Origin of the sequence: Pseudomonas sp. RA_15y_Pfl1_P11 (assembly GCF_963970975.1) — a bacterium.
GTDB lineage: Bacteria > Pseudomonadota > Gammaproteobacteria > Pseudomonadales > Pseudomonadaceae > Aquipseudomonas > Aquipseudomonas tritici.
In genome coordinates this window covers 36,123-60,977 of record NZ_CAXAOY010000018.1, presented here as the reverse complement: position 1 = coordinate 60,977, position 24,855 = coordinate 36,123, and the positions used below count along the sequence as shown (strand labels likewise).

Genomic DNA, 24,855 nt, shown 5'->3' with positions numbered 1-24,855 from the left:
AAGCGTTGAGCAAAGGCTGTGCCGCTTGCACGCAACGACGCGCATATAAACCGGCGAAGGCTCTGGGTCGAGGCCTGCCACGAAGCGTTCACACGCCTGGGGCGATCGCCCACAAAAAACCCGGGTTCTGCCACTTGTTCAATTGATAAGGTTATGTTTTATAACTATCTGAGCAATTGCTCATATCGATCACTCGCTTTGCAGGGGCATAACAATGACTAATCCCCACAGCGCGCTACGCGACGACCGGGTGGCCACCGCGCCCTACCCTCCGCGTGGCGACAGTCGCCAACTCAGTGACAGCAGCTCGCCCACCACGGCGGAACTGGCCGACTGCCTGTTCTTTTCCCCTGAAGATGGGCGCATCTGGCTCAACGATCAACGCATGTTGTTGCTGCACAGTTCGTCGTTCGGCGCCCTGCGCGCCGAGGTCATCGAGCGCCTGGGACTGGACCAGGCTCGGGGTCTGTTCACCCGCACCGGTTATGCCTCCGGCGCCCGGGATGCGCGCTTGATCCGCGAGCGTTGGCCGCAGGCCGATGCCGCCGCTGTGTTTCGCGCCGGCACACACCTGCACACCCTGGAAGGCATGACCAAGGTCGAACCGCTGCACTTCAAGTTCGATGCCGACTCAGGGTTCTATGAAGGGGAATTTCTCTGGCACCACTCGTGCGAAGCCGATGAACATGTAGGGGCCTACGGCATCGGCCAGGACCCGGTGTGCTGGACTGAAACCGGCTACGCCATCGGCTTCGTCAGTGGCCTCTTCGGGCAAATGGTGATTTTCCGCGAAGTGGAATGCCGTGGCATGGGCCATCGCCGTTGCCGCGTGATTGGCAAGACGGCCGAGCAATGGGGTGATGTCGAGCAGGACCTGCGCTACCTGAATGTGTCCCAGGCCGTCACCGGCCCTGCCGCCCCCACGCTCGCAGGCCCCGTGGGCAGCAGTGGCGGAACCCGCCAGCCCCAACCGTTGGTGGGCGCCAGTGCCGCGTTCAACGCGGCGATGCAAGCGCTGCAAAGGGTTGCACTGACGCCCGCGACGGTGCTGATCAGCGGTGAGTCCGGCGTGGGCAAGGAGATGTTTGCGCGCCAGCTGCACCAGCTCAGTCGTCGCCATGACAGCCCGTTTGTGGCACTCAATTGTGCCGCCATCCCGGATAACCTCGTGGAGGCCGAACTCTTCGGTGTCGAACGCGGCGCCTATACCGGCGCGACGCACTCGCGCCCCGGGCGATTCGAACGGGCCCAGGGTGGCACCTTGTTCCTGGATGAAATCACCAGCCTCAGCCTGCCCGGGCAAAGCAAGTTGCTGCGAGCCTTGCAGGAACGGGAAATCGAACGGGTCGGCGGGGTGCGCGGGATCAAGGTGGATGTGCGCGTGGTCGCCGCCACCAATATCGACCTGCGTAAAGCCGTGGCAGACGGGAGCTTTCGCGAAGACCTGTTCTACCGGCTGAACGTATACCCCATCGCCCTGCCCCCGCTGCGTGAACGCCGGGACGACATCCCGCTGCTGATCAATGCGTTCCTGACGCGCTTCTGCCAAGACTACGCCCGGACCCCGGCAGGCCTGACCATGCGCGCCCTGAAGACATTGCTGCGCTACGACTTCGCGGGCAATGTGCGCGAGCTGCAAAACCTCATCGAACGCGGCCTGATCGCCAGCGACGAAGGCCAAGCCATTGACTTGGGGCATCTGTTTCGCAACGAACCGATGCCCGCCGAGCCCTATGGCCTGAACGACCAAGGCAGCCTGTCAAATACCGGGCAGGCGCCCCGCTCGACGCTGCTGGATACCCTCGACCAGTTGGACCAGGGGTTTTCCATCGAAGGCCTTGAATCGCGCCTGATCAATGAAGCGTTGCAACAAAGCGCCGGCAACCTGGCCGCGGCCGCCAGGCTCGTGGGGCTCAGCCGGGCTCAATTTGCTTACCGTATGAAGAAGCATCAGCGGCAAACCCCTTGAATGGCAATGAGTGCTTTAAAAGCTTTACCCAATTAAGTATTTTGCAGGGGTCTGGGGCCAACACGCGCCCCTCTTTTAATTCGTGACAAGGATCTCCTGTGAGCGGACTGCGTGAACGTCAGAAAGCCGAGCGCCGGCAAGCTATCAGTAAAGCCGCGATCGAACTGTTTGAGCGCCAGGGTTTCCAGAACACCACCATCGAACAGATCGCCAGCCAGGCCGGGGTGTCGCCGCCGACGGTGTTCAAGTACTTCGGCAACAAGCAGGAAATCATCTTGGAGATCCTGCACCACGCCGATCAACGCGCGATCACCGACACCCGCAGCCTGATCCACAAAATAGACGACCCGGTCGAAGCGCTCTGCCACTTGGAACGCCTGCTCACGGGCTATGCCCTGGAAGTCATGCACCCCAGCCTGTGGCGTGAACTGCTGCCGCTGATCCTGTTCGGTGGCAGCAACGAACTGCCCGCGGGTTATCGGGCCATGAACGATGCGCTCAGGGCCGAAATCAGCGAACTGCTTCGGGAATTGCAACGGGCCGGCAAGCTGCGCCCGCAACTCGATGTGGAGTTGGCCGCGTTCCTCTTGAATGACTACTCGCACCTGCAACTGTTCAGACTGGTGAACCAGGAACACCCGGATATCGACGCGCACTCAACCCAGGTCAGGCGTATCACCGAGCTGCTGTTCTACGGCATGCAGGCCTGACAGCTTCTGGGGTCGGGCCTCAGTAAAAGCGATAGCAACGAATCATCACCTGGTCGGCGCACGGATAATGCACCAGGCCGATAAAACTTGATCGGGTGAGCCAGTCCAACCGCCCCCTGGGCACCTGGAACACCGGGGTGCAGGTGCAGCGGTACTCCGTCTCAGGAATCGGCCACTGACCATCGCGCTCCAGCTGGCGCCCGTCCTCAGTCATGCTCAGCACACCCCGGTTACGGATGTTGATCACCTCGCCTTCGTCGGTCCTAACGCTGTAGCGGGCATCCAGTTGACCGATGCCATCCTGGCGCAAAAGAAAAAAATCTTCTCCGCCCGCCAGGACCTGGCCGCTGATGCCGACTCCATCGAAATCCCCGCCCAGAATCGGGTAGTTACAGCGCAGACCTTCAACGCTGTCGCCCAGCATCACACCTGGCCCTATCGCGACGCGAAGGGTCAGCACCCGCTGCAAGTTCGGGGCAATGTCCATCCGTTCAGTCATGGCAAGCTCCAAGCCCGGCGCGCACGCACCGGGCCACACTGATCAGCGGTTGCTCTTGATGGCGGTCCACGTGCGGGTACGGATGCGCTCCACGGCGGCCGGAATCGGCTCCAGGGCAAACAGGGTCTTGCGCGCTTCGTCCGGCACATACATGTTGGGGTCGTTACGGATGCTGGCGGCCACCAGCGCGGTGGCGTCCTTGTTCGGGTTGGGGTAGCCGATCTTGTTGCTGATGCGCGCAATCACGTCCGGGCGCAGGATGTAATTGATGAACGCATGGGCCTCCGCCAGATCGGGGGCCTTCGCCGGGATCATCATCACGTCCGACCACATCGGCGCGCCTTCCTTGGGCAGTGCCATCTCGACCTTGACGCCCTTGCCAGCGGCATCTGCCAGTCGTGTGGCCAGTGCGATACCGCCGGACCAACCCACGCCCACACAGATATCACCGTTGGCCAGGTCCATGCCGTAGCGCGACGAGTTGAAGTAACTGACGTAAGGGCGAATCTTCATCATCACGGCCTGGGCTTGCACATAGTCCTCACGCTTCTGGCTATTAGGATCGAGGCCCTTATAGTGCAAGGCAATCGGCAGGATCTCGTTGCCGGCGTCGAGGAAACCCACGCCACAACTGGCGAGCTTGGCGAGGTTTTCTTCCTTGAAGATGATGTCCCAGCTGTTCATCTGCACGTCGGGGCCGAGGGCTTTGCGCACCTTGTCGACGTTGTAGCCGATCAGCGTGGTGCCCCACAGGTAAGGTGCGGCGTAGCGATTGCCTGAGTCACCTGCGGTTTCCAGGGTTTGCATGAATTGCGGGTCCAGGTGCTGCCAGTTCGGCAACTGCTTGCGGTCCAGCGGCTGCACGGCACCGGCCGTGATCAAGCGTCCCAGGTTGGCGGAGCCGGGAAACACCACATCATACCCGGAGTTGCCCGTCAGCAGCTTGGACTCCATGGTTTCGACGCTATCGAACACATCGTAAATCGGGCGAATGCCGGTTTCCTCCTGGAAGCTCTTGAGCACTTCGGGTGGCAGGTATTCGATCCAGTTGTAGATCCGTACGGTTCGTTCTTCAGCCAGGCAAACACCACTGATGAGCAACGAGGCGACAGTGCCCAGCACGGTGTTACGCAAAAATCTGTTCATGATCAAAACACTCCAGCGCGGCCGCGATGGCTCGCAGCACTTAATAGCGGTAGGTGAAATACAGTTCCAGCGCACTGAACATCTGGTCGTTGCCGAACACCTGTTTGGCGGCGGCCAGTGGCTTGACCCAGTTGTACGACAGCGACGTATAGAACGACGGCGTGGGTGTCCAGTCGAGGAAAACCACACTTTCGTCAGCAAAGCGCCGATCACTGACCGGTGCGCCCATGTAGTTTTTCTCGTCCAGCCAGAACTGATAGTGAATCGCGCCGAGGGTCAGGGTTTCGTTGAGGTGGGTCTTGAGGGAGAACTGCTGGACGTTTTCGTTGCTGTTGAACAACAGGTAGTTGCCGACCACGTCCCCGACCAGCCACGTGCTCCAGTCGACGAAGCCTTTGCTCAGTGGGTCCCAGGCTTTTTGCCGGTTGTCGGTGAGGTTGTCGTCGCCGGAAAAGCTCGCGTAGCGGTAGCCAAGGACCGGCGTCAGCGGCAAGGTGTTGAAGGCATAGTCGGCCTGGGCATACCAGGCGTTGGCATCGTAGTCGACCCCCTCGCCGCTGCCGCGCTCCAGCGCGTACTCGGCATTCAGCGTCAGCGCCTGTACACCGGGCACCTTGGCGTTGAGTGCCCGCAGGTTGTACACCTGCATCCCGTCCCGGCGGCGCGGGAGCGTACTGCCTCTGGGGCCAAGGGCATTGACCTTCATGGCCATGGCGCCGAGCGTCACCTGGTCATCAACGTTGTAATCCACGTTGACGCCGGTCATGCGGAAATCGCCCAAGTCATCATCGGTGCGTAAGGTGAAGGCCTGGGACTTCAGCGCGCCATGATCCCAGGCAAGGATCGCCGAATCCTTGAAGGCGGTTCGCGGGCCGAGCCAGTAGGCGCCATCCTTGTACTGGTCGAGGTTACCGTCCATGACGATGAACCCCGTACCGATCATGTAGTTCTGGCGGCCGGCGGTGAGCGTCCACTCGCCGGCGCGAAAACCGCCGTAGAGTTCTTCGGCTGCGGCCTTGCCATCGGAGCTGCGGCTGAAGCCACCCGCGTCGCCATCGCCGAAGGTGCTCGCTGCCACCAGGGAACCGCCCGCGAGCAGGCTAAAATCCGGTTGCAACGCATACTCGAGTTTGACCCCCGGTTTTACGTAGACCTCTTGCCAGTTGATCCGGGCGCCGCCGTTTTTACCGTTGCGCGCATCGACCTGGCCGCTGCCGAAGTTGACACCACGGGTAAACAACGTCGCCCCGCCTGCCGTGAGATTGACTTCGCCCTTGAGATCGCCGTCCTCAAAGGTGTAGCCCGCGAATGCGACGTGGGTGGTCAAGGGTAAGCCGACCGCCAACAGCGCTCGAGAGAAACGCTTGCTGAATACCATAAGAAGCTCCTGTGGAATTATTGTTGTTACAGGGCAGTCAATGGCGACGCAGGGCGCCGCCAACACTTGGGCAAGCCAGGTGAATAGAACGCAAAACTCTTATTTTTTGCCGTGGGTCAGTGGCTCAAGTGGGCGGCGATCGCGCGCAGCATGCGCACGCTGTCGGTATCGAACGGGCTGACCGCATCGGTGAGCGAAGATTGCTTGACGATCACTACGCCGGACGGCTTGTCGATGAACAGGTACTGGCCGTGAATACCCCCGGCCATCAGGGCCTGGCTGTGGTCGTTGAACACGTACCACTGGCTTCGATAGGACGCACCGGGCGTCCAGTGGGAGAACTCGGCATTTTGCGCGTAGACCGCCGGATCCGCGCCGGCGGTGATACGGGCCAGCGTCTCGGGCGACAGCAGCTCAACGCCGTCGTGGCGACCGTTGTTGGCCAGCAGGCGACCGAAACGCGCCATGTCTCTCAAGGTGGCGCTGAAGCCCGCTCCGGCCACGTTACGGCCCCAGGGATCGGCCAGGAAATAGCCGTCGCGTTCGCACCCCAGGCGCCCCCAGACCTCCTCCAGCATCTGACTGCACGCCTTGCCCGAGGCACGCTCCATGACCCACGCCAAGGCTTCGGTGGTGGCCGTCACATAATGGAAAAACCTACCGTGGCTGCCGCGCTTCTTGAGGGAGGGCAAGTACTGGTACAACGATTCGAACTGCGCGTACTGCGCCGGTGCCGGTTGAAAGCCGCAGGCATAGCCGTACTGCGAGCTTTCTGAATTGGGGTCGTCATACACTTCGCTGTAGTCGATGCCCACCGCCATGTCGAACAATTGGCGCACCGTGGCATCGCCAAACGCGCTGCCCGCCAGTTCAGGCACGTAGTAAGCGGCCGGCCGCTCGGGCTTGAGCACACCGCGCGTCACCAGCTGTTCACCCAAGGTACCGATCAGCGACTTGGTTACCGAGAACATGATATGCCGGTCACAGGCGTGCTGACCGTTGAAGTAACGCTCGAACAACACCGTGTCACCCTGCATCACCAAAAAGGCGTCGGTCTGGCTGGCGACAAGGTGCTCGATCACACGGATGCCCAGCCCGCTCTCACTGTCGAAACACAGTTGATCCAGAGCGCGGGGAGCCTCCTGGAGCTGAGCGGTAGGCCCTGGCCCCGCCGACACATCAATGCTGGGGCGCAGTCGCGCCAGATGACGGAAGCCCCACTGATTGAAGGGCGCGCGCATCCAGTTGTTCCACGTTACCCGGTGTTCCAGCGCGGCCGGAAAACCCTGCATCAGCAGCGGGGCCACGCGAGTGGCCAATGAAGACTCATTGGCCTCGACGTAAGAAGTCGCAAGGGAGAATTGGGCTTTATGACTCATCGGGATAACCCTGAAGATGACTCTGCATGAAGCAGATGCAGAGAAATAATTACCCCATATAATATTTTAGTCAATAAAACTTTTTACCAAAAAAACAAATTTTGCTGCACGCTTGGATAAGCTCTACGCCGTCCTGATAAGCCCCTGCAACAGGGTCAAATTTTGAAATGCCCCATGCCTACCGATCCCATGCACCTCATCGACGGTCTTGCGCCCCTGCTGCGCCTGCCCGGCGCTGAACCGCATTCCCGCGTCGTAGGGCAGCGGCAGGTGTGACACGTCCCCCAGCAGCGGCCCAAGGTCACGCTTCTGCCGGACGATCCCGGATACAGAGAGCCTGCCAAAGCCCATGCCGTGGTACCTCTGCTGCCGATGGATACGCGGATTGATGCACTGAAAACTGCGCACATAAGAACTGGATCGGAGTGTTTTCAGGGAGGTGCGCAGCAAAAGTCATAGAACGACTTTTTCTGGACGAAAAAAATGGACCTCTTTTCAGAGGTCCATTCTTAATATGTGGAGCGGGAAACGAGACTCGAACTCGCGACCCCGACCTTGGCAAGGTCGTGCTCTACCAACTGAGCTATTCCCGCGTCTTGGTGGTGCGCATTCTATAGAAATATCAGAACCCGTCAACCCCTTGATTCAAAAAAGTTTTATTTCTTTTCAATGGTGGTGCGCAGATGCGGCCAGGCGGCGCGCAGATACTGGAGCATGGACCACAAGGTTAGGCCGGCGGCGATGAGCAGCAAGGCGTAGCCGCTCAAGACCCAGAAAGAGAAATCCGACGGGTTGGCCAGCAGAATCACCAATGCGAGCATCTGCGCAGCGGTTTTCCATTTGCCCATGTTGGAGACGGCAACGTGGGCGCGGGCGCCGATTTCTGCCATCCATTCGCGTAGGGCCGACACCACGATCTCGCGGCCGATGATCACCGCGGCCGGTAGGGTCAGCCACAGGTTGCCGTGTTCCTGAACCAGTAGGACCAGGGCGACGGCCACCATGAGCTTGTCGGCCACAGGGTCGAGGAACGCGCCGAACGGCGTGCTCTGCTCCAGCCGACGTGCCAGGTAGCCATCGAGCCAGTCGGTGGCGGCGGCAAACGCAAACACCGAGCTGGAGGCCATATGACTCCATTCGTACGGCAAATAGAACAACAGAATGAAAATGGGGATAAGCAGGACGCGTAGAACGGTGATCAGATTAGGGATATTCATCGGCACAACTGGCTACGAGGTGGAAAGGGCATTCTATTCGCTATGCAGGTTCGCATAAATCAACTCAGCGAGCTTTTTACTGATACCGGGTGCTTTGGCTATTTCGTCAATGCTGGCACGGGACAGCTCCTGCAAGCCACCAAAATGTTTTAGCAAGTCGCGACGCCGTGTCGGCCCAACCCCCGCCACCCCTTCCAGGGTTGACGTTCGCCGGGTTTTACCACGGCGGGCGCGGTGGCCGGTAATGGCGAAACGGTGGGCTTCGTCGCGGATCTGCTGGATCAAATGCAGCGCAGGCGAGTCACCCTTCAAGGTGAACTCGTGGGCGGCATCATTCAAGTACAACGTTTCGAAACCGGCTTTGCGTGTGGCGCCCTTGGCCACGCCGAGCAGGATCAGGTCGGGCACGGCCAGTTCGTTGAGCACGTCGCGAGCCATCGACAGCTGGCCTTTGCCACCGTCCACCAGCAGGATATCGGGCAGTTTGCCCTCGCCGTCCTTCAGCTTGCTGAACCGCCGCGTGAGGGCCTGGTGCATGGCTGCATAGTCATCGCCAGCGGTGACACCTTCAATGTTGTAGCGCCGGTAATCGGATTTGATCGGCCCTTCCGGCCCGAACACCACGCAGGAGGCCACGGTGGCCTCGCCGCTGGAGTGGCTGATGTCGTAGCACTCCAGGCGCTGTGGGGGCTCGTCCAGGTTGAGAACTTCGGCCAGGGCGTCAAAGCGTGCTGCGACATGCTGTCGATTGGCCAGGCGTGCTCCCAGGGCCTGTTCGGCATTGGTCACGGCCAATTGCTGCCAGCGCGCTCGGGTGCCGCGTACGCGGTGGCTGATGTCCAACTCGCGGCCGCGCAGTTCGTGGATCGCCTCGATCAGCGTGGGGAAGTCTTCATGCACCACGTTGACGATCAGCTCCGCTGGCAGGTCGCGCTCGGGGCTGCTGACGTAGTACTGGCCAAGGAACGCCGCCATGACTTCGGCGACCTCCTCGTCGATACCGGTCTGCGGGAAGAAATTCTTACTGCCCAACACCCGCCCGCCACGCACGCTGATCAGGTGCACACAGGCACCGCCCGGGTTGACGAAGGCTGCGATCACGTCCACGTCGCCGGAGCCGCCTTCCATGCTCTGCTGGTCCTGCACGCGACGCAGCAGGGAGATCTGGTCGCGCAGTTCGGCGGCCTTCTCGAAATCCAGGGTGCTGGCGGCTTGCTCCATGGCGCTGGAGAGTTCGTCGGTGAGCGCATTACTGCGTCCTTCGAGGAACATCACCGAATGGCGCACATCCTCGGCGTACTCGGCCGGTTCAACCAGGCCCACACAGGGTGCCTTGCAGCGTTTGATCTGGTACTGCAGGCACGGCCGGGTGCGGTTCTTGTAGAAGCTGTCTTCGCACTGGCGCACAAAAAAGGTCTTTTGCAGCAGGCTAAGGCTTTCGCGGATCGCGCCGGCGCTCGGATAGGGCCCGAAATACTTACCCTTCGACTTCTTCGCGCCACGATGAATGCTCAGGCGTGGGAAATTACCGTCGGATAAATACACGTAGGGGTAGGATTTATCGTCACGCAGCAGAATGTTGTATGGCGGCCGCCATTCCTTGATCAGCGTCTGCTCGAGCAGCAACGCCTCGGTTTCATTAGCGGTGATGGTGGTTTCGACCTGGGCGATACGCGCCACCAGTGCAGCGGTCTTGGGCGCGAGACCGCTCTTGCGAAAGTAGCTCGCCAGACGGTTCTTCAGGTTCTTGGCTTTGCCGACATACAGCAGGCGCGCCTCACTGTCGAACATGCGGTACACGCCAGGGCGGCCACTGCAGGTCGAGAGGAAAGCACTTGGATCAAACAATGTGGTCATGTCAGGCGCTGGCGTCCACCATGCCGTGGCGCACCGCGAGCAGGGTCAATTCAACATCACTGCTGATGGCGAGCTTCTCGAAAATGCGATAGCGGTAGGTGTTGACGGTCTTGGGCGACAGGCACAGTTTGTCTGAAATCGTCTGCACCTTCTGGCAACCGACAATCATCAGGGCGATCTGGATTTCCCGCTCCGACAGCGCATCAAAGGGCGAGTCGCTGGTGGGCTGGAAGGATTTGATGGCCAGTTGCTGGGCAATCTGCGGACTGATGTAACGCTGGCCCGCAAATACCAGGCGAATCGCTTGCACCATCTCCGCCAGGCCTGCGCCCTTGGTCAGGTAACCGGCCGCACCCGCCTGCAACAGGCGTGTCGGGAACGGGTCTTCTTCACACACGGTCACCACCACGACTTTGATGTCCGGGTGGCTGCGCAACAACTTAGTCGTGGCGCCAAGACCACCGATACCGGGCATCTTGACGTCCATCAGCACCACATCGGGTTTCAACTCCCGGGCCTTGATCAGGGACTCTTCCCCGGACTCGGCCTGGCCGACTACTTGCAGGCCATCGATGTCAGCCAGCATTCGTGTAATGCCTGTACGAACGAGATCATGGTCATCGACTACTAGCACCCTAATCAAGCAGACACCTCGCGATATGGTCTTATAGGTTGCTGAACACCTTAGCAAAAAACCTAGGCGCAGACCTAGCTGCAAGCGTCATATATATAGCGTTAGCACACAGTAGCCGCCCAGTGTGGGCCGGGCGGCTCAATTTTCTGGGCAACAGGTCAGGAATTCCGGGGCTACGGCTTGGTTTTACCGTTAAGCGCCACACAATGCTCGGCAAGGCTAGACGTCAAACGACGGATTGCAGCCTGGTCTTCCTTGAACATCGCACGGTAGTCACCCAGCACTTTTTCTTCAATCTGGCTGAGATTCTCAAGTTGCAGGGGCGTGGTTTCACCGGTCAGCACGTACAACACGTCTACACCTCTTTCGGCGACACGCGACAAGTAGTCGGCTTTGGGCGCTCGCCCTCCGTTTTCGTACTTACCCTGTGCATTGGCTTCAACGCCGCCTATTTCACCAAATACTTTTTGCGACAGGCCAAGTCGCTCCCTTTCTTGTCTCAAACGCGAACTAATTCCACTCATTTGAATACGCATTCCTGTTTGACACGTTGAAGCGACAACAAGAAAGTCGCCTCCTGTACCCAGTATGCGCTTATTAAAATGGACCATAGGGATTAGCTCGATTGACAGGCACGCTCCATGCGCCAGAAGCAATCATCTTCACCCACAATGTTCAGCCCGCTGCGCTGATAGAGCTGCCTGGCAGGATTACTCTTGAACACCGTCAAGCGTAACAAACCCAAGAATTGAGCCTTGGCGGCCATCTGCTCCAACACCCAACTGCCCGCGCCCAGCCCGCGACACGCCTCGAGCATATGCAACTCGCGGATATAGAGCGCGCGACTGTCGCGGCTCAGGCTGATAAAGCCCAGCACGACGTCATCATTGCAGATCAGCCAGTTTTCACGGCCCGCCCAGGCAACATCAAAGCCATCGTTGGACCACACCAAGCCATATTGCACGTAGTAGCGGCTCATGGCTTCGAACGTCAACGTCCGCGCGAATGGCAGGTCGTGGTCCGTCGCCGCGCGTAAGTGGAACGCCATTTAGAGAGCTACCACTTGGCCAGCCCACACGGCGCCAACACGACGGGCAATCACCAGCGCGTCGCCAACACCGGGAGCGGCGGCCAGCAAACCGCCATCAGCCGCCCAGATGGCGCTGCGACCGGCGCAAACATAGCCCCCGGACGGGCCGCCATGGTTGGCCATCAACACCAGCAGGCCATGCTCAGCCGCATAGCCCTGGAGTAACGCGCTGTCCGTTGCGTAGCCGCCCTCGCTAACCAGCACGCCAGCGGCGTAGACAGTGGCGCCCGCCTCTGCCGCCAGGCGCGGATGACTGGCGTGTGAGAAGTCCGCGCACACGGCCAATGCTATCTGCTCATCCTCACACTCGAGGGCCGCACCGCCCTGGCCCGGGACGAACGCAACCTCTTCGCCTGGGTGCAAATGCTGCTTGGTATAGAGCGCCAGGGAGCCATCCGCGCCCAGTACCAGCGCGCCAATCAACACACCGGCATCGGGTGCGAGGCGGACAGGCATTCCCACTACCGCCGTTAATCGCAACGCCCGGGCTAGTTCACGCAGCGGCGCGAGGACTGGGTCATCTGGCGTAATCGCCAAACCGGCAGCCAATGACGGCTCGTACCCGGTCAACGAAAGCTCGGGAAATACAAGTAATTGCACGTTATGCTCGGCCGCCACGTGCATGAACGCCAGGTGCCGTTCGATATTGGCCGGCACATCACCCGCAATGGAAATGGATTGAGCCGCAGCAAGGGTCAGGGCAGTCATGGTCGCGTCCAAGCAATTATTGTCGAAGTGTTACAAGCATATCCCGGCCGATAGCAGTAAGTACCCCGGCACGATAGAAATTTCTGATTGAATCCCCCCGTGTGCCTCTAGTAAGCTGCCCCCATCATTTGGAGACATACCGTGTTGCAACTCACCCACACTCACGTTTGCCATGCTGCCAGCGCCCCGCGCCCGGTATCGGCTACCCGTGTGAACGGTTCGAGCGCTGCGGTATGCTTTTATTTTGGGTATTGGTTTAGCCACTGGCGCGCCTGATACCTGAAATCGGCGCCCACTACTCAAGGGGTCGCCTACCAGAGAAATCTAACCCCCGGTCGGCTCCCCGACCGGGGGTTTTGTTTTTTCAGGCCTCCATCAATTTTGCAAGAACACTTAAAGGACTCACGACATGAACTACGCCACCTATTACCGCTACGACACTTCCACTGCATGGCGATTTAGCAAGCTCCGTTCGGGACAGCCTGCCGCCTCCGATCGGTCACCTATTGGTGGCAAGCCAACACACGCAGCCGATACGGCCAATTGTCGAACACCCCAGTAGGGCAGAGCGCGCGGGAATAGCCCGCCGCTTGCCCAGGAAGCCTTGAATATGAACACTGCCATTGCCGCCCTGCCCCTCTCTGCCCTGACCAGCGCCAATGAAGCCCTGACCCAGCGCCTGCCCAGTTCCCTTGATTTAAAGCTCAAGCTGCCGCTCAGCCCGTTCCTCAACGAGCAGGTCCATGCCCATCGCCAAGCCGTACGCGGCATCCTCAATGGCGACGATTCACGTTTGCTGGTGATTGTCGGCCCGTGCTCGATCCATGATCCGGAAGCGGCCATGGAATACGCGCGCAACCTGAAGAAGCTCGCGCTTGAAGTCAGCGACCAGATGCTGCTGGTGATCCGCGCCTACGTCGAAAAACCGCGCACCACCATCGGCTGGAAAGGCCTGGCCTACGACCCTCATTTGGATGGCAGCGATGACATGGCTGCCGGACTTACGCTGTCGCGCGAACTGATGCGCGAAATGCTGCGCCTGGGCCTGCCAGTAGCCACCGAGCTGCTGCAACCCATGGCCGCCGGCTACTTCGATGACCTGCTCAGTTGGGTCGCGATTGGCGCGCGCACCACCGAATCGCAGATCCACCGCGAAATGGCCAGCGGCCTGGGCATACCCGTGGGTTTCAAGAACGGCACCGACGGCGGCGTGGCGATAGCCTCTGACGCGATGCGCTCGGCCTCACACCCGCACCGCCATTTCGGCGTCGACAGCCAGGGCCACCCGGCGATCATCCAGACCCCGGGCAACCCCGATACTCATCTGGTACTGCGCGGCGGTCACCGTGGGCCGAACTACGATGCGCAAAGCATGGCGCAGGTGAAACACGACTTGGCCAAATCCAAGGTGGCGGCGCGGATCATGGTCGACTGCAGCCATGCCAACAGCGGCAAGGATCCGTTGCGTCAACCGGCCGTATTCAACGACGTACTGGAGCAACGCCTGCAGGGCGACACCGCGCTGATCGGCATGATGCTCGAAAGTCATCTGTTCGAAGGTTGCCAGCCGTTGAGCGCGTCCATGAAGTACGGCGTGTCAGTGACCGATGGTTGCCTGGGCTGGAGCAGCACCGAGCAACTGCTGCGCAGTGCGGCGGAGCGGTTGCGCGGACAACGAAACATCACTGACTGATGAAGATCGATGTGTGGGAGCTGTCTTGCCTGCTCCCACATTTGATCAATGCTCGGTTCAGAGACGTGGGTACAACGCCTCATCAAACTGCTCAAGTTTCGGAAACACCAAGGGCTGCTCATCCGCCAATCCTTGCCGCCGTATCTCATACCCCAGCAGGAAATCCTGGTGCGCCTCAGCGCTGATATACGGAGCGTGCCACGCCACAAACGGCGCCAATACGTCATAGCCCCCATACGCCAGCATCCCGCGCAGAATCGGTCGCAACATATCCGCGCGCCCTAGCCGAACATATGCTCAGGCCCTCCCAAGGTGACCGTGAGCAGCGCCCGGCCCTCTTCGTTGGCGGCTTTGCCAGTACCTTCGGCGATGGGATCACCTCGCGCACCGGGCTGGCGAATAAGGGGGCGGCATCGTACCTGCGGGAATCAGCCTGCGCCGGTCACTCCCTGGATTACTTCGGGCATATCCGCCAGGACCTGTTCACCCTCGGCGCCCTGCTGCCCCCCCCAGCGCGCAAATGTTGAGCGATGCGCTGGATGCCGACCTGGCACGCGCCCATACTCGTGACCTGGGGTAAAGAGTCCTTTTCGGATTCGGCGGTTTTTCCAGAGGAACGACGAGCGGATACTCGACTCCATTGTTTACACCCCTTCAGGAGTTACTGATGTCTATCCCAACGCAAAACGTTCCGGCCTTCGGCCTAGGCACCTTCCGCCTGCAAGGCCAGGTGGTGATCGATTCGGTCAGCACCGGCCTGGAACTGGGCTACCGCGTCATCGACACCGCGCAGATCTATGAGAACGAAGCAGACGTCGGACAAGCCATTGTCGACAGCGGCATACCGCGCGATGAGCTGTTTATAACCAGCAAAATCTGGATCGCCAATTTCGCCAAAGGCAAGCTGATTCCAAGCCTGCGTGAAAGCCTGAGCAAACTGAAAACCGACTATCTGGACCTCACCCTGATCCATTGGCCATCGCCGGAAGACCAGGTGCCTGTCGCCGAATTCATGGGCCAACTGCTTGAAGCCAAACGCCTGGGCCTGACCCGCCAGATCGGCATCTCCAACTTCACCGTCGACCTGATGAAGCAAGCGATTGCCGCCGTTGGTGCCGAGAACATCGCCACCAACCAGATCGAGATGCACCCCTACCTGCAAAATCGCAAGGTCGTGGATTTTGCCACCGCTAACGGTATCCAGATCACCTCATACATGACCCTGGCCTACGGCGAAGTGCTCAAAGACCCGGTGATTGAGCAAATCGCCGAGCGCCATCAGGCTACCCCGGCGCAAGTGACGTTGGCCTGGGCCATGCAACTGGGCTACGCGGTCATCCCATCGTCGACCAAACGTGCCAACCTGGAAAGCAACCTCAAGGCCTTGCAACTGACCTTGAGTGCGGCCGACATGGCGCAGATTGCCGAACTGGAGCGCGGCCATCGCCTGACCAGCCCGAAAGGTATCGCGCCACAGTGGGACTAGGCCACAGGCGCGCGCGATAACTCCCGCAGCCAAGGCAAAACCCGCAGGCCGGTGGTGGCTGCGGGTGGGTCGATGATGTCCATGAAGTGTTCGAGGTTGACGTTATCCGGCATGCCGGGCAGCCGTACCAGCACCGCCGGCGTTGCATCGGCGGGGGTGTTCAGATCCAGGCTCAGGTCCTGGTGATCGTAGACCAGCACATGATGTGCCTGGGGTTGGGGCCCGCAAGCGTGGACCGCCAGCCCCGCACTGATGATCAGCACGTCAAAAGGTTGGGCCGGGATAGCAGTGAGTAGCTGGACCTCTTCGAAGGTCTGCACCGGTACGATCCGGTGATACCCCAACTGGTTGAGCATTTTCTCGATGTACAGGCGTTGCAGGTGCTGCTCATCGGCAATCAGGATAGTCAGTGCTTTGTTTGGCATGGCAAACCCCTGGGCAGGCAGTGCTCGTCAGTGAGCGAGGCCCATTTTCCAGACATATACCGAAGACAAAATCAGGCTTATTACCCTTCCATGTAGGCGTTCTCCCAAATCCGCCGAATGGCTATCCAGCTCAGTCAAGCCTGCTTGCTGTGCTGGCTCAGGCTGTGGTGCAAACCATCGATGGCCGCGTCCAGCGCCTGTATCGCAGGCGCCAATGCCTGGTGGTCATGTCTTTCACACGCCCCTTCCAAGGCTTCGCAACAGGCGACCAAACTGTGGGCCTTGACCATGCGAGCGCCCCCTTTAACGCGATGAGCCAGGTCATGCAACTTGGCGATATCCGCGTGATCTTTCAGCGTCGACAACAGCACGCGATCGTCTGCAAGACTGATGAGCAATGGCATCAGTAACTCGTTAAGCGCGGCAGTGTCACCGCCTGTCAGCGCAGTCAGCGTACTCAGGTCGTACACCGACTCGACCTCACCCTTCACGGCTGCTGCGGTGCGAGGAGCCAGCGCCGCACGCAAATCATCAAGGCCGGTCGGTTTGAACAGGCAACCATCCATGCCCGCCTGCCTGCAGCGCTCGGTTTCCTCCGGCTGGGCGTTGGCGGTGAACCCCAGCAGCAGGCACGGCACCAGACCACGCTGACGCTCTTGGGCACGGATATCACGTGCCAGCGTGTAACCGTCCATAACCGGCATATTGCTATCAGTGATGACGCCATCAAAATGCCCGGCCTGCCACAGTGCAAAGCCCTCGGCGCCATCTTCGGCCGTGACGATGTGATGCCCAAGGAAGCTCAGTTGACGAGTCAGTAACAAACGGTTGGCCGGGTAGTCGTCGACCACCAGAAGGTTCAACGCCTGCGTCGGTGGAACACCTGCGACGGAAGTCGAAACCCGTGCTGCGCGGGTCAACGCCAGCGCCAACGTCACGTCCACCCGCGTCCCCTTGCCCAGCACACTGCTCAAGTGCAGTTGACCGCCCATCATCTCGCACAGGTTGCGACTGATCGCCAACCCGAGTCCGGAACCACTGCGCGCCGACTGGTCGTTGTTACTCCCCTGGATAAATGGGTTGAACAAACGCTGCTGATCTTCAGCACTGATGCCAACCCCCGTGTCTTCGACATACAACCGTAGGTTCAAGTGGTCCCCGGCCAACGCCGGGGCGCACTGGGCACCCAGGCGCACCTGACCGGTGGCGGTAAACTTGATGGCATTCCCCAGCAGATTGGACACCACCTGCTTGAAGCGCAAAGGGTCGATGAGCACCGGGCGGTCAATCATCGGATCGAGATCCACTTGCAGCTGCAAACCTTTGTCCCGCGCCAGCCCCTCAAACACACGCGCCACAGATGCCAACAACTCGTGGAGATTGGCCGGCGCGAGGGTCAGGGACAGGTGGCCGGATTCTATCTTCGCAATGTCTAGAATATCGCCGATCAATTCCAGCATGCTTCGGGATGCCATCGACGCCACCTCCAGCGCATCCTGATCGACGCGGCCCTGCTCGGCGTTTTTCTGGGCCAATTCGATCATGCCTATCACGGCATTCATCGGCGTGCGGATCTCATGGCTCATGGTCGCGAGGAATGTGGTCTTGGCACGGTTTGCCGAGTCTGCGTCCTCCTTGGCTGTCTGCAACTGGCTCAACAGCCGCTGGCGCTCGCTCACATCCACCCAACCTGCAATCATGCCTACAACGTGGCTATTGCTATCTCGGTACGGCAGCATCCACTGGTAGATGGTTAGCACACCGCCATCGGGAACCTTGAGTACGCGATCCTGGATCTGCGGCTCCCCCCGTGCCATCAAGCTCAAGTATTCGGCGTGGAACGACTGCGCCTGGGGCGGGTTGCCCGTATCGGTTTGCACCACGGTCTTGCCGATCACGTCCTCCAACTTAAAGCCAAATACATCGAGGTAAGCGTTATTACAGGCCATTAACCGGCCCTGGCGATCGCGCACGTAAATCGGGTGCGGAGTGCCGTCGATCAGAACGCTCATGAACCGCATCTGGTCGCTCAGGGCCCGTTCGGCCTGTGTGCGCTTGTGAATCAGGTTACGCAGGTAGAGCACCCAGCCCAGTGTGATCAGCAGCAGCAGCGCGGCCAGGCCAAACCCTTGGATAATCACGTTGCGATGGCTGATCCAGTAGCTGTCTTCGATGATGATCTCACTGCGCCAACGGTTGGTCAGTTCGTCCATTTCTTCAGGCGTGATACATAACAGCGCCTTTTCGAGGATCGAATACAGCTCCAGTTGGCTGCGATTGACACCGAAGGCAATGCGCGCTGGCTCCGTACCGACGGTGCTGGTGATACGCAAGCGATCACGGTAATGGCGCGCAATCATGTAGCGTGCACTGATCAGCGAAATAACGTTCGCATCGACGCTGCCCTTGGCGACCAGATCCATGGCCTGCTCGGGGTTCTCGACATTGACAAACTCGATGCCTGGATAGTCCCGGGCAATCTGCACGGAGAGCGTGCTACCGGCGAGCAATGCCAGGCGTTTTCCAGGCATGTCCTCCAGCGTCACCAGGCGTTCGTCACCGGTACGCGCCACTAACACATAGGGATTGGACAGATAAGGCCGAGTGAAGCGCAGCTTTTCGGACCGCTCGACGCTGGGCGTGATCACCGCCAGCATATCCACTCTGCCGGTACTGACCTCTTCAATCTGCTGAGGCTGCGAACTGCCTGGCACCACTTCGAACTTCAAGCCCGTAAGCAAGCTGACGCGCGACAATACCTCGTCACTCAAGCCCACAAACTGCCTTTGCTCATTAAAAAAAGACAACGGCACGAACTTATCGAGCACTGCAACTTTCACCCGTGGGTGCTTCTGCAGCCAACGCTGCTCACTCTCACTCAAACGCAAACGGTCGGCAGCCAGGAAACCGCTGTCACCGGCACTCCAGCGGCGCAGGATCTCCATCTGCTGGTTGGCCGGGATAACGGCCAGCGCTTCGTTGATGATATTCAGCAGGCGCTCGTTGTCCTGGTTGAAGGCAAACCCGAACGGGTTGACCTCCAGTGCGGAAAAATCTGCCATGCGGACGTTATTGAGGTGGTTCTTGTTGATCAGATAGCGGGTGCTGATAGCGTCGCCCAAGTAGACATCCGCCTGACCGAACGCCAAGGCGCCGATAGCCTGGTGCGTCGAGCCGTACAGCTGCAGTTGCGCGTGGGGGTAAAAGGCCTGGACAGCGTCAGGCTGCATATAGTGGTAAAGCATCGCGACGCGCTTTCCAGCCAGGTCGGCGCTCAATGAATGACTGTCACCCGAGCGGGTCACCAGCACGGGTTGATCACTAGCGTAGGAACGCGACAGTATCAGTGCCTTATCGGCCGCTTCGTAACCGTTGGCAGACCCGACTAAATCCACCTCACCGAGTTTGAGCGCTTCGATGACTTCATCACGAGTGTCGTAGCGTCGAACCTCAATAGGAATGTTTAAAATCAGGCTGATCAGCCACGCATAGTCAGCTGTAATGCCTTCAAAGTCGTTTCCGTTGGACCGGTCGAAAGGTATGTAGTCAGGTGCTGACACCCCCATCACCAACATCCGTTGCTCGCGCAGCCAGCGCCAGTCACTTTCCTCAAGTTCCAGACGTGGGTTTTCCAGCGTTGAATGGCCGAACAGCCGCAGTGTATGTGGCTCATCCAGAGCCATCGCTGCACAGGGCAACAGCCCCATCAGCAGGATGGCCATGAAAATCAACAGCCGGGAGATGGTCATTTCAGATCAGATGATTGCGCTGGGCAAACTTGGACAGGTGCACCACCGAGGACATACGCAGCTTCTCCTTGAGTCGTGTCTTATAGGTGCTGATGGTCTTGTGGCTCAACAACATCTCCTCAGCGATTTCCTTGTTGCCCTGGCCCAGCGCCAGTTTTTGCAATACCGTCAATTCGCGATCCGACAGCGCGTGCACCAGTTCTTGCTCGGTGGTCTGCAAATCATCACGGCGCACCGAACTGGTGGCCACACTGGGGAAGCAGCTGTAACCGGACCTGATCGCCCTGATCGCCTTTTGCAACTCGTCCAGTTCACCGGTCTTGTTAACAAAGCCCATGGCTCCGGCGCGCATGCAGCGGGTAGAAAAGAACACCGCCAGGTACGAAGTCAGCACGAGGATTTTACAGGGCAGTTCCAACGCCTTGATCCGGCTGATCACCTCCAGCCCGCCAAGCTTGGGCATCGCCAGGTCAAGGATGACCAGGTCCGGACATTTCTCACGAGCAATCTGCATGGCGTCTGCACCGTTGCCTGCTTCATATATTTCAAAGAATCCTTCCTGCTTCAACAGGTACTTCACGGTGGCACGTATAAAAGGGTGATCATCCACAATTAAAGCTTTGCTCATAAGACTCCCCGAGGGATCAGTACGCTTACATATCACACGGGACCTATCTACCTGTGAAAAGTAACAGTTCCGACAAACGGTGCTGATTACTCTGCTTGACACTTCAGGCAGTACAGACCCCTACTTTTGATAAAGCACGGTAAACACGTAGAGCCGCGCCCTTGTTCCTGAGGCGCAAGCGCGCAACCTTAGCAACGTCGCGCCTTATCAAATGAAGGGATCATCTCGATTGCTTGTAGGATTTTTCCTCGTAGTAGCATAGTCAGCTTTGCGCGGGACAGAGCCTGGCAGCCGGGGGGGGCTACTCGGTGGTACTCGGACTCCAGAACGCCTGCACCACCAGAGTCGACATCGATATCCTTTCCACCAGCGCGTCCAACTCGTCACCGTCGACCGACGTCACGGCCAGGGTGGCTTCGATTTCTACTTCCTCCGTGCCAAAGGGGCGCACGTCAACATCGCTGGCTGGGTAATTGCAACGCGCCAGCTCAGCTTCCAACAAGGCCAGCACGGCTTTCTGCTGGGTACGTCGAGCGATTACATACAAGATATTGGTCACCTCCGCCGACACCACATCCAGCGGCTGGCGGTTGATAGTGTTAACGATCGGCCGCAGCAAGGTATTGGCCGCCAGCACGAACAGCGTGCCCAGCAGCGCTTCGAGGATCAGGTCGGCACCCGCGCAGGCCCCCACTGCCGCCGACGCCCAGAGCGTGGCGGCGGTGTTGAGCCCGCGCACATTGCCTTCTTCACGCATGATCACACCGGCGCCGAGAAAGCCGATGCCCGACACGACATACGCCACTACGCGCACCGCACCTTCCGCACCGCCGAGACGGTTGGCCATGTCGACGAAAATCGCCGCGCCCACCGCCACCAGCACGTTGGTGCGCAGACCTGCAGTGCGCTGGCGGTATTGACGCTCGAAACCGATCAGGCCGCCAAGGATGAATGCCGCAGTGAGGCTGACCAGGGTGTCGATCAGGGAATTGAGGTTGATGTTGTTGATTGCTTGCAAAGGAAATCGTCCCTGTTTATTGCCAGCCAAACTTACGGATGTAGTAACCCTTCACCGCCTGGGTCAGGGCCATGTACGCCAGCAGGATCACGGGCAGGAACACAAAGTACAGCGATGGCAGCACCTGCAATTTAAAGTAATGCGCCAACGGCCCCATCGGCAGGAAAACCCCCACGGCCATGATCACACCGGTCATCACCATCAACGGCATCGCCGCACGGCTTTGCAGGAACGGGATTTTCGGGGTGCGGATCATGTGCACGATCAGCGTCTGGGTCAGCAGCCCCACCACAAACCAGCCGGACTGGAACAGGGTCTGGTGGTCGGGGGTGTTGGCATCGAAGACATACCACATGAGTGCAAACGTGGTGATGTCAAAGATCGAACTGATCGGCCCGAAAAACAGCATGAAGCGGCCGACATCGCCCGGTTGCCAGCGTTGTGGCTTGGCGAGCATGTCTTCATCGACGTTATCGAACGGAATCGCGATCTGCGAAATGTCATACAGCAGGTTCTGCACCAGCAAATGCATCGGCAGCATCGGCAGGAACGGGATAAATGCACTGGCCACCAGCACCGAGAACACGTTGCCGAAGTTGGAACTGGCGGTCATCTTGATGTACTTGAGCATGTTGGCGAAGGTACGCCGCCCCTCCAGCACGCCCTCCTCCAGGATCATCAGGCTTTTTTCCAGAAGGATGATGTCGGCGGCTTCCTTGGCAATATCCACCGCGCTGTCCACCGAAATACCGATGTCGGCGGTACGCAACGCCGGCGCGTCGTTGATGCCATCGCCCATAAAGCCCACCACATGTCCGTTAGCCTTGAGCAGGCGCACGATGCGCTCCTTGTGGCTCGGCGTCAGCTTGGCGAACACGTTGGTGGTTTCCACGGCCTCTGCCAGCTCGGCGTCGGTCATGTCCTCGATATCGTTGCCCATCAGCAGGCCTTGTTGCTCCAGGCCCACTTCACGGCAGATTTTGGCGGTGACCAGCTCGTTGTCACCGGTCAGCACTTTTACCGCAACGCCATGGGCTTTGAGCGCCTTGAGGGCGGGAGCAGTGCTTTCCTTCGGTGGGTCGAGGAAAGCCACGTAGCCGATCAGCGTGAGGTTTTGCTCATCCGCCAGGCTGTAAGTGTCGCGCCCCGGCGTCATGGGTTGCGCGGCCACGGCCACCACGCGCAGGCCTTCTTCGTTGAACGCAGCGGTGACCTGGCGAATACGTGCCAGCAGTTCATCGGTCAGCGCCTCGTTGGTGTCGCCATGGCGCACGTTGTTGCACACAGAGAGAATTTCCTCCACAGCGCCCTTGCAGATCAACAGGTGCGGCAAGCCTTCCTCGGCCACTACCACCGACATGCGGCGACGATTGAAATCGAACGGGATCTCATCGACCTTGTGGAACGCGGTGCCGACTTTCAGCTCGCGATGCACCTCCACGTGCTCCAGCACTGCCACGTCCAGCAGGTTTTTCAGGCCGGTCTGGTAGTAGCTGTTGAGGTAGGCCATTTCCAGCACATCGTCGGACTCTTCGCCCCACACATCCACATGGCGCGCCAGGAAAATCCTGTCCTGGGTCAACGTGCCGGTCTTGTCGGTGCACAGCACGTCCATGGCGCCGAAGTTCTGGATCGCGTCCAGGCGCTTGACGATGACCTTTTTGCGCGACAGAAACACCGCACCCTTGGCCAGGGTGGAGGTGACGATCATCGGCAACATTTCCGGGGTGAGGCCCACGGCAATCGACAATGCAAACAGCAGCGCCTGAGTCCAGTCACCCTTGGTGAAACCGTTGATAAACAGCACCAGTGGTGCCATCACGAACATGAACCGAATGAGCAACCAGCTGACGTTGTTAACACCGTGCTGGAACGACGTGGTCGCGCGGTCGGTGGCCGTCACACGCTGGGCCAACGCGCCGAAATAAGTGCTGTTACCGGTGGTCAGGATCACCGCCGTCGCCGCGCCGGACACCACGTTGGTGCCCATGAACAGGATATTCTCCAGGTCCAGCGGATTGCGGGTGTTGGCGTCCTGCTGGTGGGCGAACTTCTCCACCGGCATCGATTCCCCGGTCATCGCCGCCTGGCTGACGAACAGGTCCTTGGCGCTGAGCACACGGCAGTCGGCCGGGATCATGTCGCCGGCCGAAAGTACAATCAGATCGCCGGGAACCAACTGCTTGATCGGTAACTCGATGCGCTTGGCCTCATCGCGACGCAGCACCGTGGCGGTGTTACTCACCATGGCCTTCAGGGCATCGGCGGCCTTGTTGGATTTGGCCTCCTGCCAGAAACGCAGCAACGTCGACAGCACCACCATGGAAAAAATCACCGTGGCGGCCTTCACGTCTTCGGTCAGCCAGGAGATGACCGCCAACAGGGTCAGCAACAGGTTGAACGGGTTCTTGTAGCAGTGCCACAGGTGCACCCACCAGGGCAGCGGTTGCTCATGCTCGACTTCGTTGAGGCCGTATTGCACGCGCAGGGCATCGGCCTCTTGGGTGTTCAAACCTTCGCAATGACTGCCTAGCGTGCCGAGCAATTGCACGGCACTGTTGTTGGCCGAGACCACGAGGGTTTGCGCCAGAGTCGGCGGTACTTCGCGGCTGACACTGGCGTCAGTCACCGTTTCGAGCATCGCCAGGCGGCGGAAATGCCGGGCAATATGCCGGGTCCGCAGGAAGCCGGCGAAGAACTCTTTGAGCAGCGTGAAGTTCATGGTGTTACTCCTGCGCGAGGAAACACTCGTGCAGGTACGGCCGTCTGCCCCGCGCCATTTTATAGGCACAGTCAGCTTGGCCCGCCCACCGTAAAGGCAGGCGCGTCCGTAGCATCCCGAGGTGATTCAGGTGCTGGTCAGCGTCGATGAGAGGGATTCGGGCAGGCGCCAGGATTGGCTGCTGCCGGGATGCCGCTTCTCGCTTTTATTGGCGAGACAACGGCATCAGAAGAATGCGCGTTACCTTGCCAAGCCTGTGCCGGCTACCAGAACCGGCCGACTACTGTCACTCGAACAAGTACCCACTGAGGGTCTCCGCTATTGATGAAAACGCGCGAAGCTTACGCCTCGAGTTCAGGAGCGTAAACCGCAGAAAAGTGTCTGCGTGAGGAATAAGAAGATTCTTCAGGGAGGGTTCAGGAACGCATCTTCCTGAACCCTCCAGATATCTAAATGTGGGAGCGGGCTTGCTCGCGAAGACGGTGTATCAGCCACTGCAGATGTCGACTGAGCTACCGCATTCTCGAGCAACCCCACATTTCGGACA

General features: G+C 59.5%; 19 protein-coding genes, 1 tRNA gene and 2 pseudogenes. 5 read left to right on the top strand and 17 right to left on the bottom strand.

The window, feature by feature from the left end:
• The first annotated feature begins 214 nt into the window (after positions 1-214).
• Both AACY44_RS21325 and AACY44_RS21320 read left to right on the top strand, forming a co-directional pair.
• Complete coding sequence (locus tag AACY44_RS21325) at positions 215-1,969, top strand: sigma 54-interacting transcriptional regulator (RefSeq protein ID WP_339493490.1); 1,755 nt, start codon at positions 215-217, stop codon at positions 1,967-1,969.
• A gap of 98 nt (positions 1,970-2,067) precedes the next feature.
• A complete protein-coding gene (locus AACY44_RS21320) occupies positions 2,068-2,679 on the top strand; it encodes a TetR/AcrR family transcriptional regulator (protein ID WP_339419463.1) in 612 nt (203 codons plus the stop codon).
• A gap of 19 nt (positions 2,680-2,698) precedes the next feature.
• On the opposite strand, the gene AACY44_RS21315 is transcribed toward AACY44_RS21320, so the two are convergent.
• From AACY44_RS21315 to AACY44_RS21260, 11 genes are all read right to left on the bottom strand, one after another.
• Positions 2,699-3,178, bottom strand: coding sequence for a DUF3237 domain-containing protein (locus AACY44_RS21315; protein ID WP_339419464.1), 480 nt, complete (start codon positions 3,176-3,178; stop codon positions 2,699-2,701).
• A gap of 42 nt (positions 3,179-3,220) precedes the next feature.
• Positions 3,221-4,324 (bottom strand): polyamine ABC transporter substrate-binding protein, encoded by a 1,104-nt coding sequence (locus tag AACY44_RS21310; RefSeq protein WP_339419465.1) that lies wholly within the window; start codon positions 4,322-4,324, stop codon positions 3,221-3,223.
• Positions 4,325-4,364: 40 nt separating this feature from the next.
• Complete coding sequence (locus tag AACY44_RS21305; RefSeq protein ID WP_339419467.1) at positions 4,365-5,702, bottom strand: alginate export family protein; 1,338 nt, start codon at positions 5,700-5,702, stop codon at positions 4,365-4,367.
• Between the two features lie 116 nt (positions 5,703-5,818).
• Positions 5,819-7,081: a serine hydrolase domain-containing protein gene (locus AACY44_RS21300; RefSeq protein WP_339419469.1), complete on the bottom strand. Its 1,263-nt coding sequence runs from the start codon at positions 7,079-7,081 to the stop codon at positions 5,819-5,821.
• A 517-nt stretch (positions 7,082-7,598) separates the two neighbouring features.
• Positions 7,599-7,674, bottom strand: a tRNA-Gly gene (locus AACY44_RS21290).
• Between the two features lie 63 nt (positions 7,675-7,737).
• A complete protein-coding gene (gene pgsA / locus AACY44_RS21285) occupies positions 7,738-8,298 on the bottom strand; it encodes a CDP-diacylglycerol--glycerol-3-phosphate 3-phosphatidyltransferase (RefSeq protein WP_339419471.1) in 561 nt (186 codons plus the stop codon).
• Between the two features lie 33 nt (positions 8,299-8,331).
• Complete coding sequence (gene uvrC / locus AACY44_RS21280) at positions 8,332-10,155, bottom strand: excinuclease ABC subunit UvrC (RefSeq protein ID WP_339436230.1); 1,824 nt, start codon at positions 10,153-10,155, stop codon at positions 8,332-8,334.
• Between the two features lies 1 nt (position 10,156).
• Positions 10,157-10,798: a response regulator transcription factor GacA gene (gene gacA, locus AACY44_RS21275; protein WP_003190387.1), complete on the bottom strand. Its 642-nt coding sequence runs from the start codon at positions 10,796-10,798 to the stop codon at positions 10,157-10,159.
• A 164-nt stretch (positions 10,799-10,962) separates the two neighbouring features.
• A complete protein-coding gene (locus AACY44_RS21270) occupies positions 10,963-11,313 on the bottom strand; it encodes a helix-turn-helix domain-containing protein (protein ID WP_339419476.1) in 351 nt (116 codons plus the stop codon).
• Between the two features lie 92 nt (positions 11,314-11,405).
• Entirely contained in the window at positions 11,406-11,837 is a 432-nt protein-coding gene (locus tag AACY44_RS21265; RefSeq protein ID WP_339419477.1) for a GNAT family N-acetyltransferase, read from the bottom strand.
• Positions 11,838-12,587, bottom strand: a complete 750-nt coding sequence (locus AACY44_RS21260) for a carbon-nitrogen hydrolase family protein (RefSeq protein WP_339419479.1) — start codon at positions 12,585-12,587, stop codon at positions 11,838-11,840.
• A gap of 610 nt (positions 12,588-13,197) precedes the next feature.
• Between AACY44_RS21260 and AACY44_RS21255 the strand changes: the two genes are divergently transcribed.
• Positions 13,198-14,280 (top strand): 3-deoxy-7-phosphoheptulonate synthase, encoded by a 1,083-nt coding sequence (locus AACY44_RS21255; RefSeq protein WP_339419481.1) that lies wholly within the window; start codon positions 13,198-13,200, stop codon positions 14,278-14,280.
• 57 nt (positions 14,281-14,337) lie between these two features.
• Here AACY44_RS21255 and AACY44_RS21250 read toward each other — a convergent pair.
• Positions 14,338-14,612: pseudogene (locus tag AACY44_RS21250) on the bottom strand (NAD(P)H-dependent oxidoreductase); the annotation flags it as partial.
• On the opposite strand from AACY44_RS21250, the pseudogene AACY44_RS21245 reads away from it, so the two are divergent.
• Together AACY44_RS21245 and dkgB are read left to right on the top strand one after the other, a co-directional pair.
• Positions 14,604-14,839 (top strand): annotated as a pseudogene (locus tag AACY44_RS21245) (ABC transporter substrate-binding protein); the annotation flags it as partial. The pseudogenes AACY44_RS21250 and AACY44_RS21245 sit on opposite strands and share 9 nt — an antisense overlap.
• 108 nt (positions 14,840-14,947) lie before the next feature.
• Entirely contained in the window at positions 14,948-15,766 is an 819-nt protein-coding gene (gene dkgB / locus AACY44_RS21240; protein ID WP_339419483.1) for a 2,5-didehydrogluconate reductase DkgB, read from the top strand.
• On the opposite strand, the gene AACY44_RS21235 is transcribed toward dkgB, so the two are convergent.
• The 5 genes from AACY44_RS21235 to mgtA form a co-directional block, all read right to left on the bottom strand.
• Positions 15,763-16,191: a chemotaxis protein CheY gene (locus tag AACY44_RS21235; RefSeq protein ID WP_339428068.1), complete on the bottom strand. Its 429-nt coding sequence runs from the start codon at positions 16,189-16,191 to the stop codon at positions 15,763-15,765. The two genes, dkgB and AACY44_RS21235, sit on opposite strands and share 4 nt — an antisense overlap.
• 134 nt (positions 16,192-16,325) lie before the next feature.
• Positions 16,326-19,940, bottom strand: a complete 3,615-nt coding sequence (locus tag AACY44_RS21230; RefSeq protein ID WP_339419487.1) for a transporter substrate-binding domain-containing protein — start codon at positions 19,938-19,940, stop codon at positions 16,326-16,328.
• 1 nt (position 19,941) lies between these two features.
• Positions 19,942-20,568 carry a response regulator transcription factor gene (locus AACY44_RS21225; protein WP_339419489.1) on the bottom strand — a complete coding sequence of 209 codons (627 nt, stop codon included), beginning with the start codon at positions 20,566-20,568 and terminating at the stop codon, positions 19,942-19,944.
• A 301-nt stretch (positions 20,569-20,869) separates the two neighbouring features.
• Entirely contained in the window at positions 20,870-21,586 is a 717-nt protein-coding gene (locus tag AACY44_RS21220) for an MgtC/SapB family protein (protein ID WP_339419491.1), read from the bottom strand.
• A 16-nt stretch (positions 21,587-21,602) separates the two neighbouring features.
• Positions 21,603-24,308, bottom strand: a complete 2,706-nt coding sequence (mgtA, locus tag AACY44_RS21215) for a magnesium-translocating P-type ATPase (RefSeq protein ID WP_339428070.1) — start codon at positions 24,306-24,308, stop codon at positions 21,603-21,605.
• Positions 24,309-24,855 lie beyond the last annotated feature (547 nt).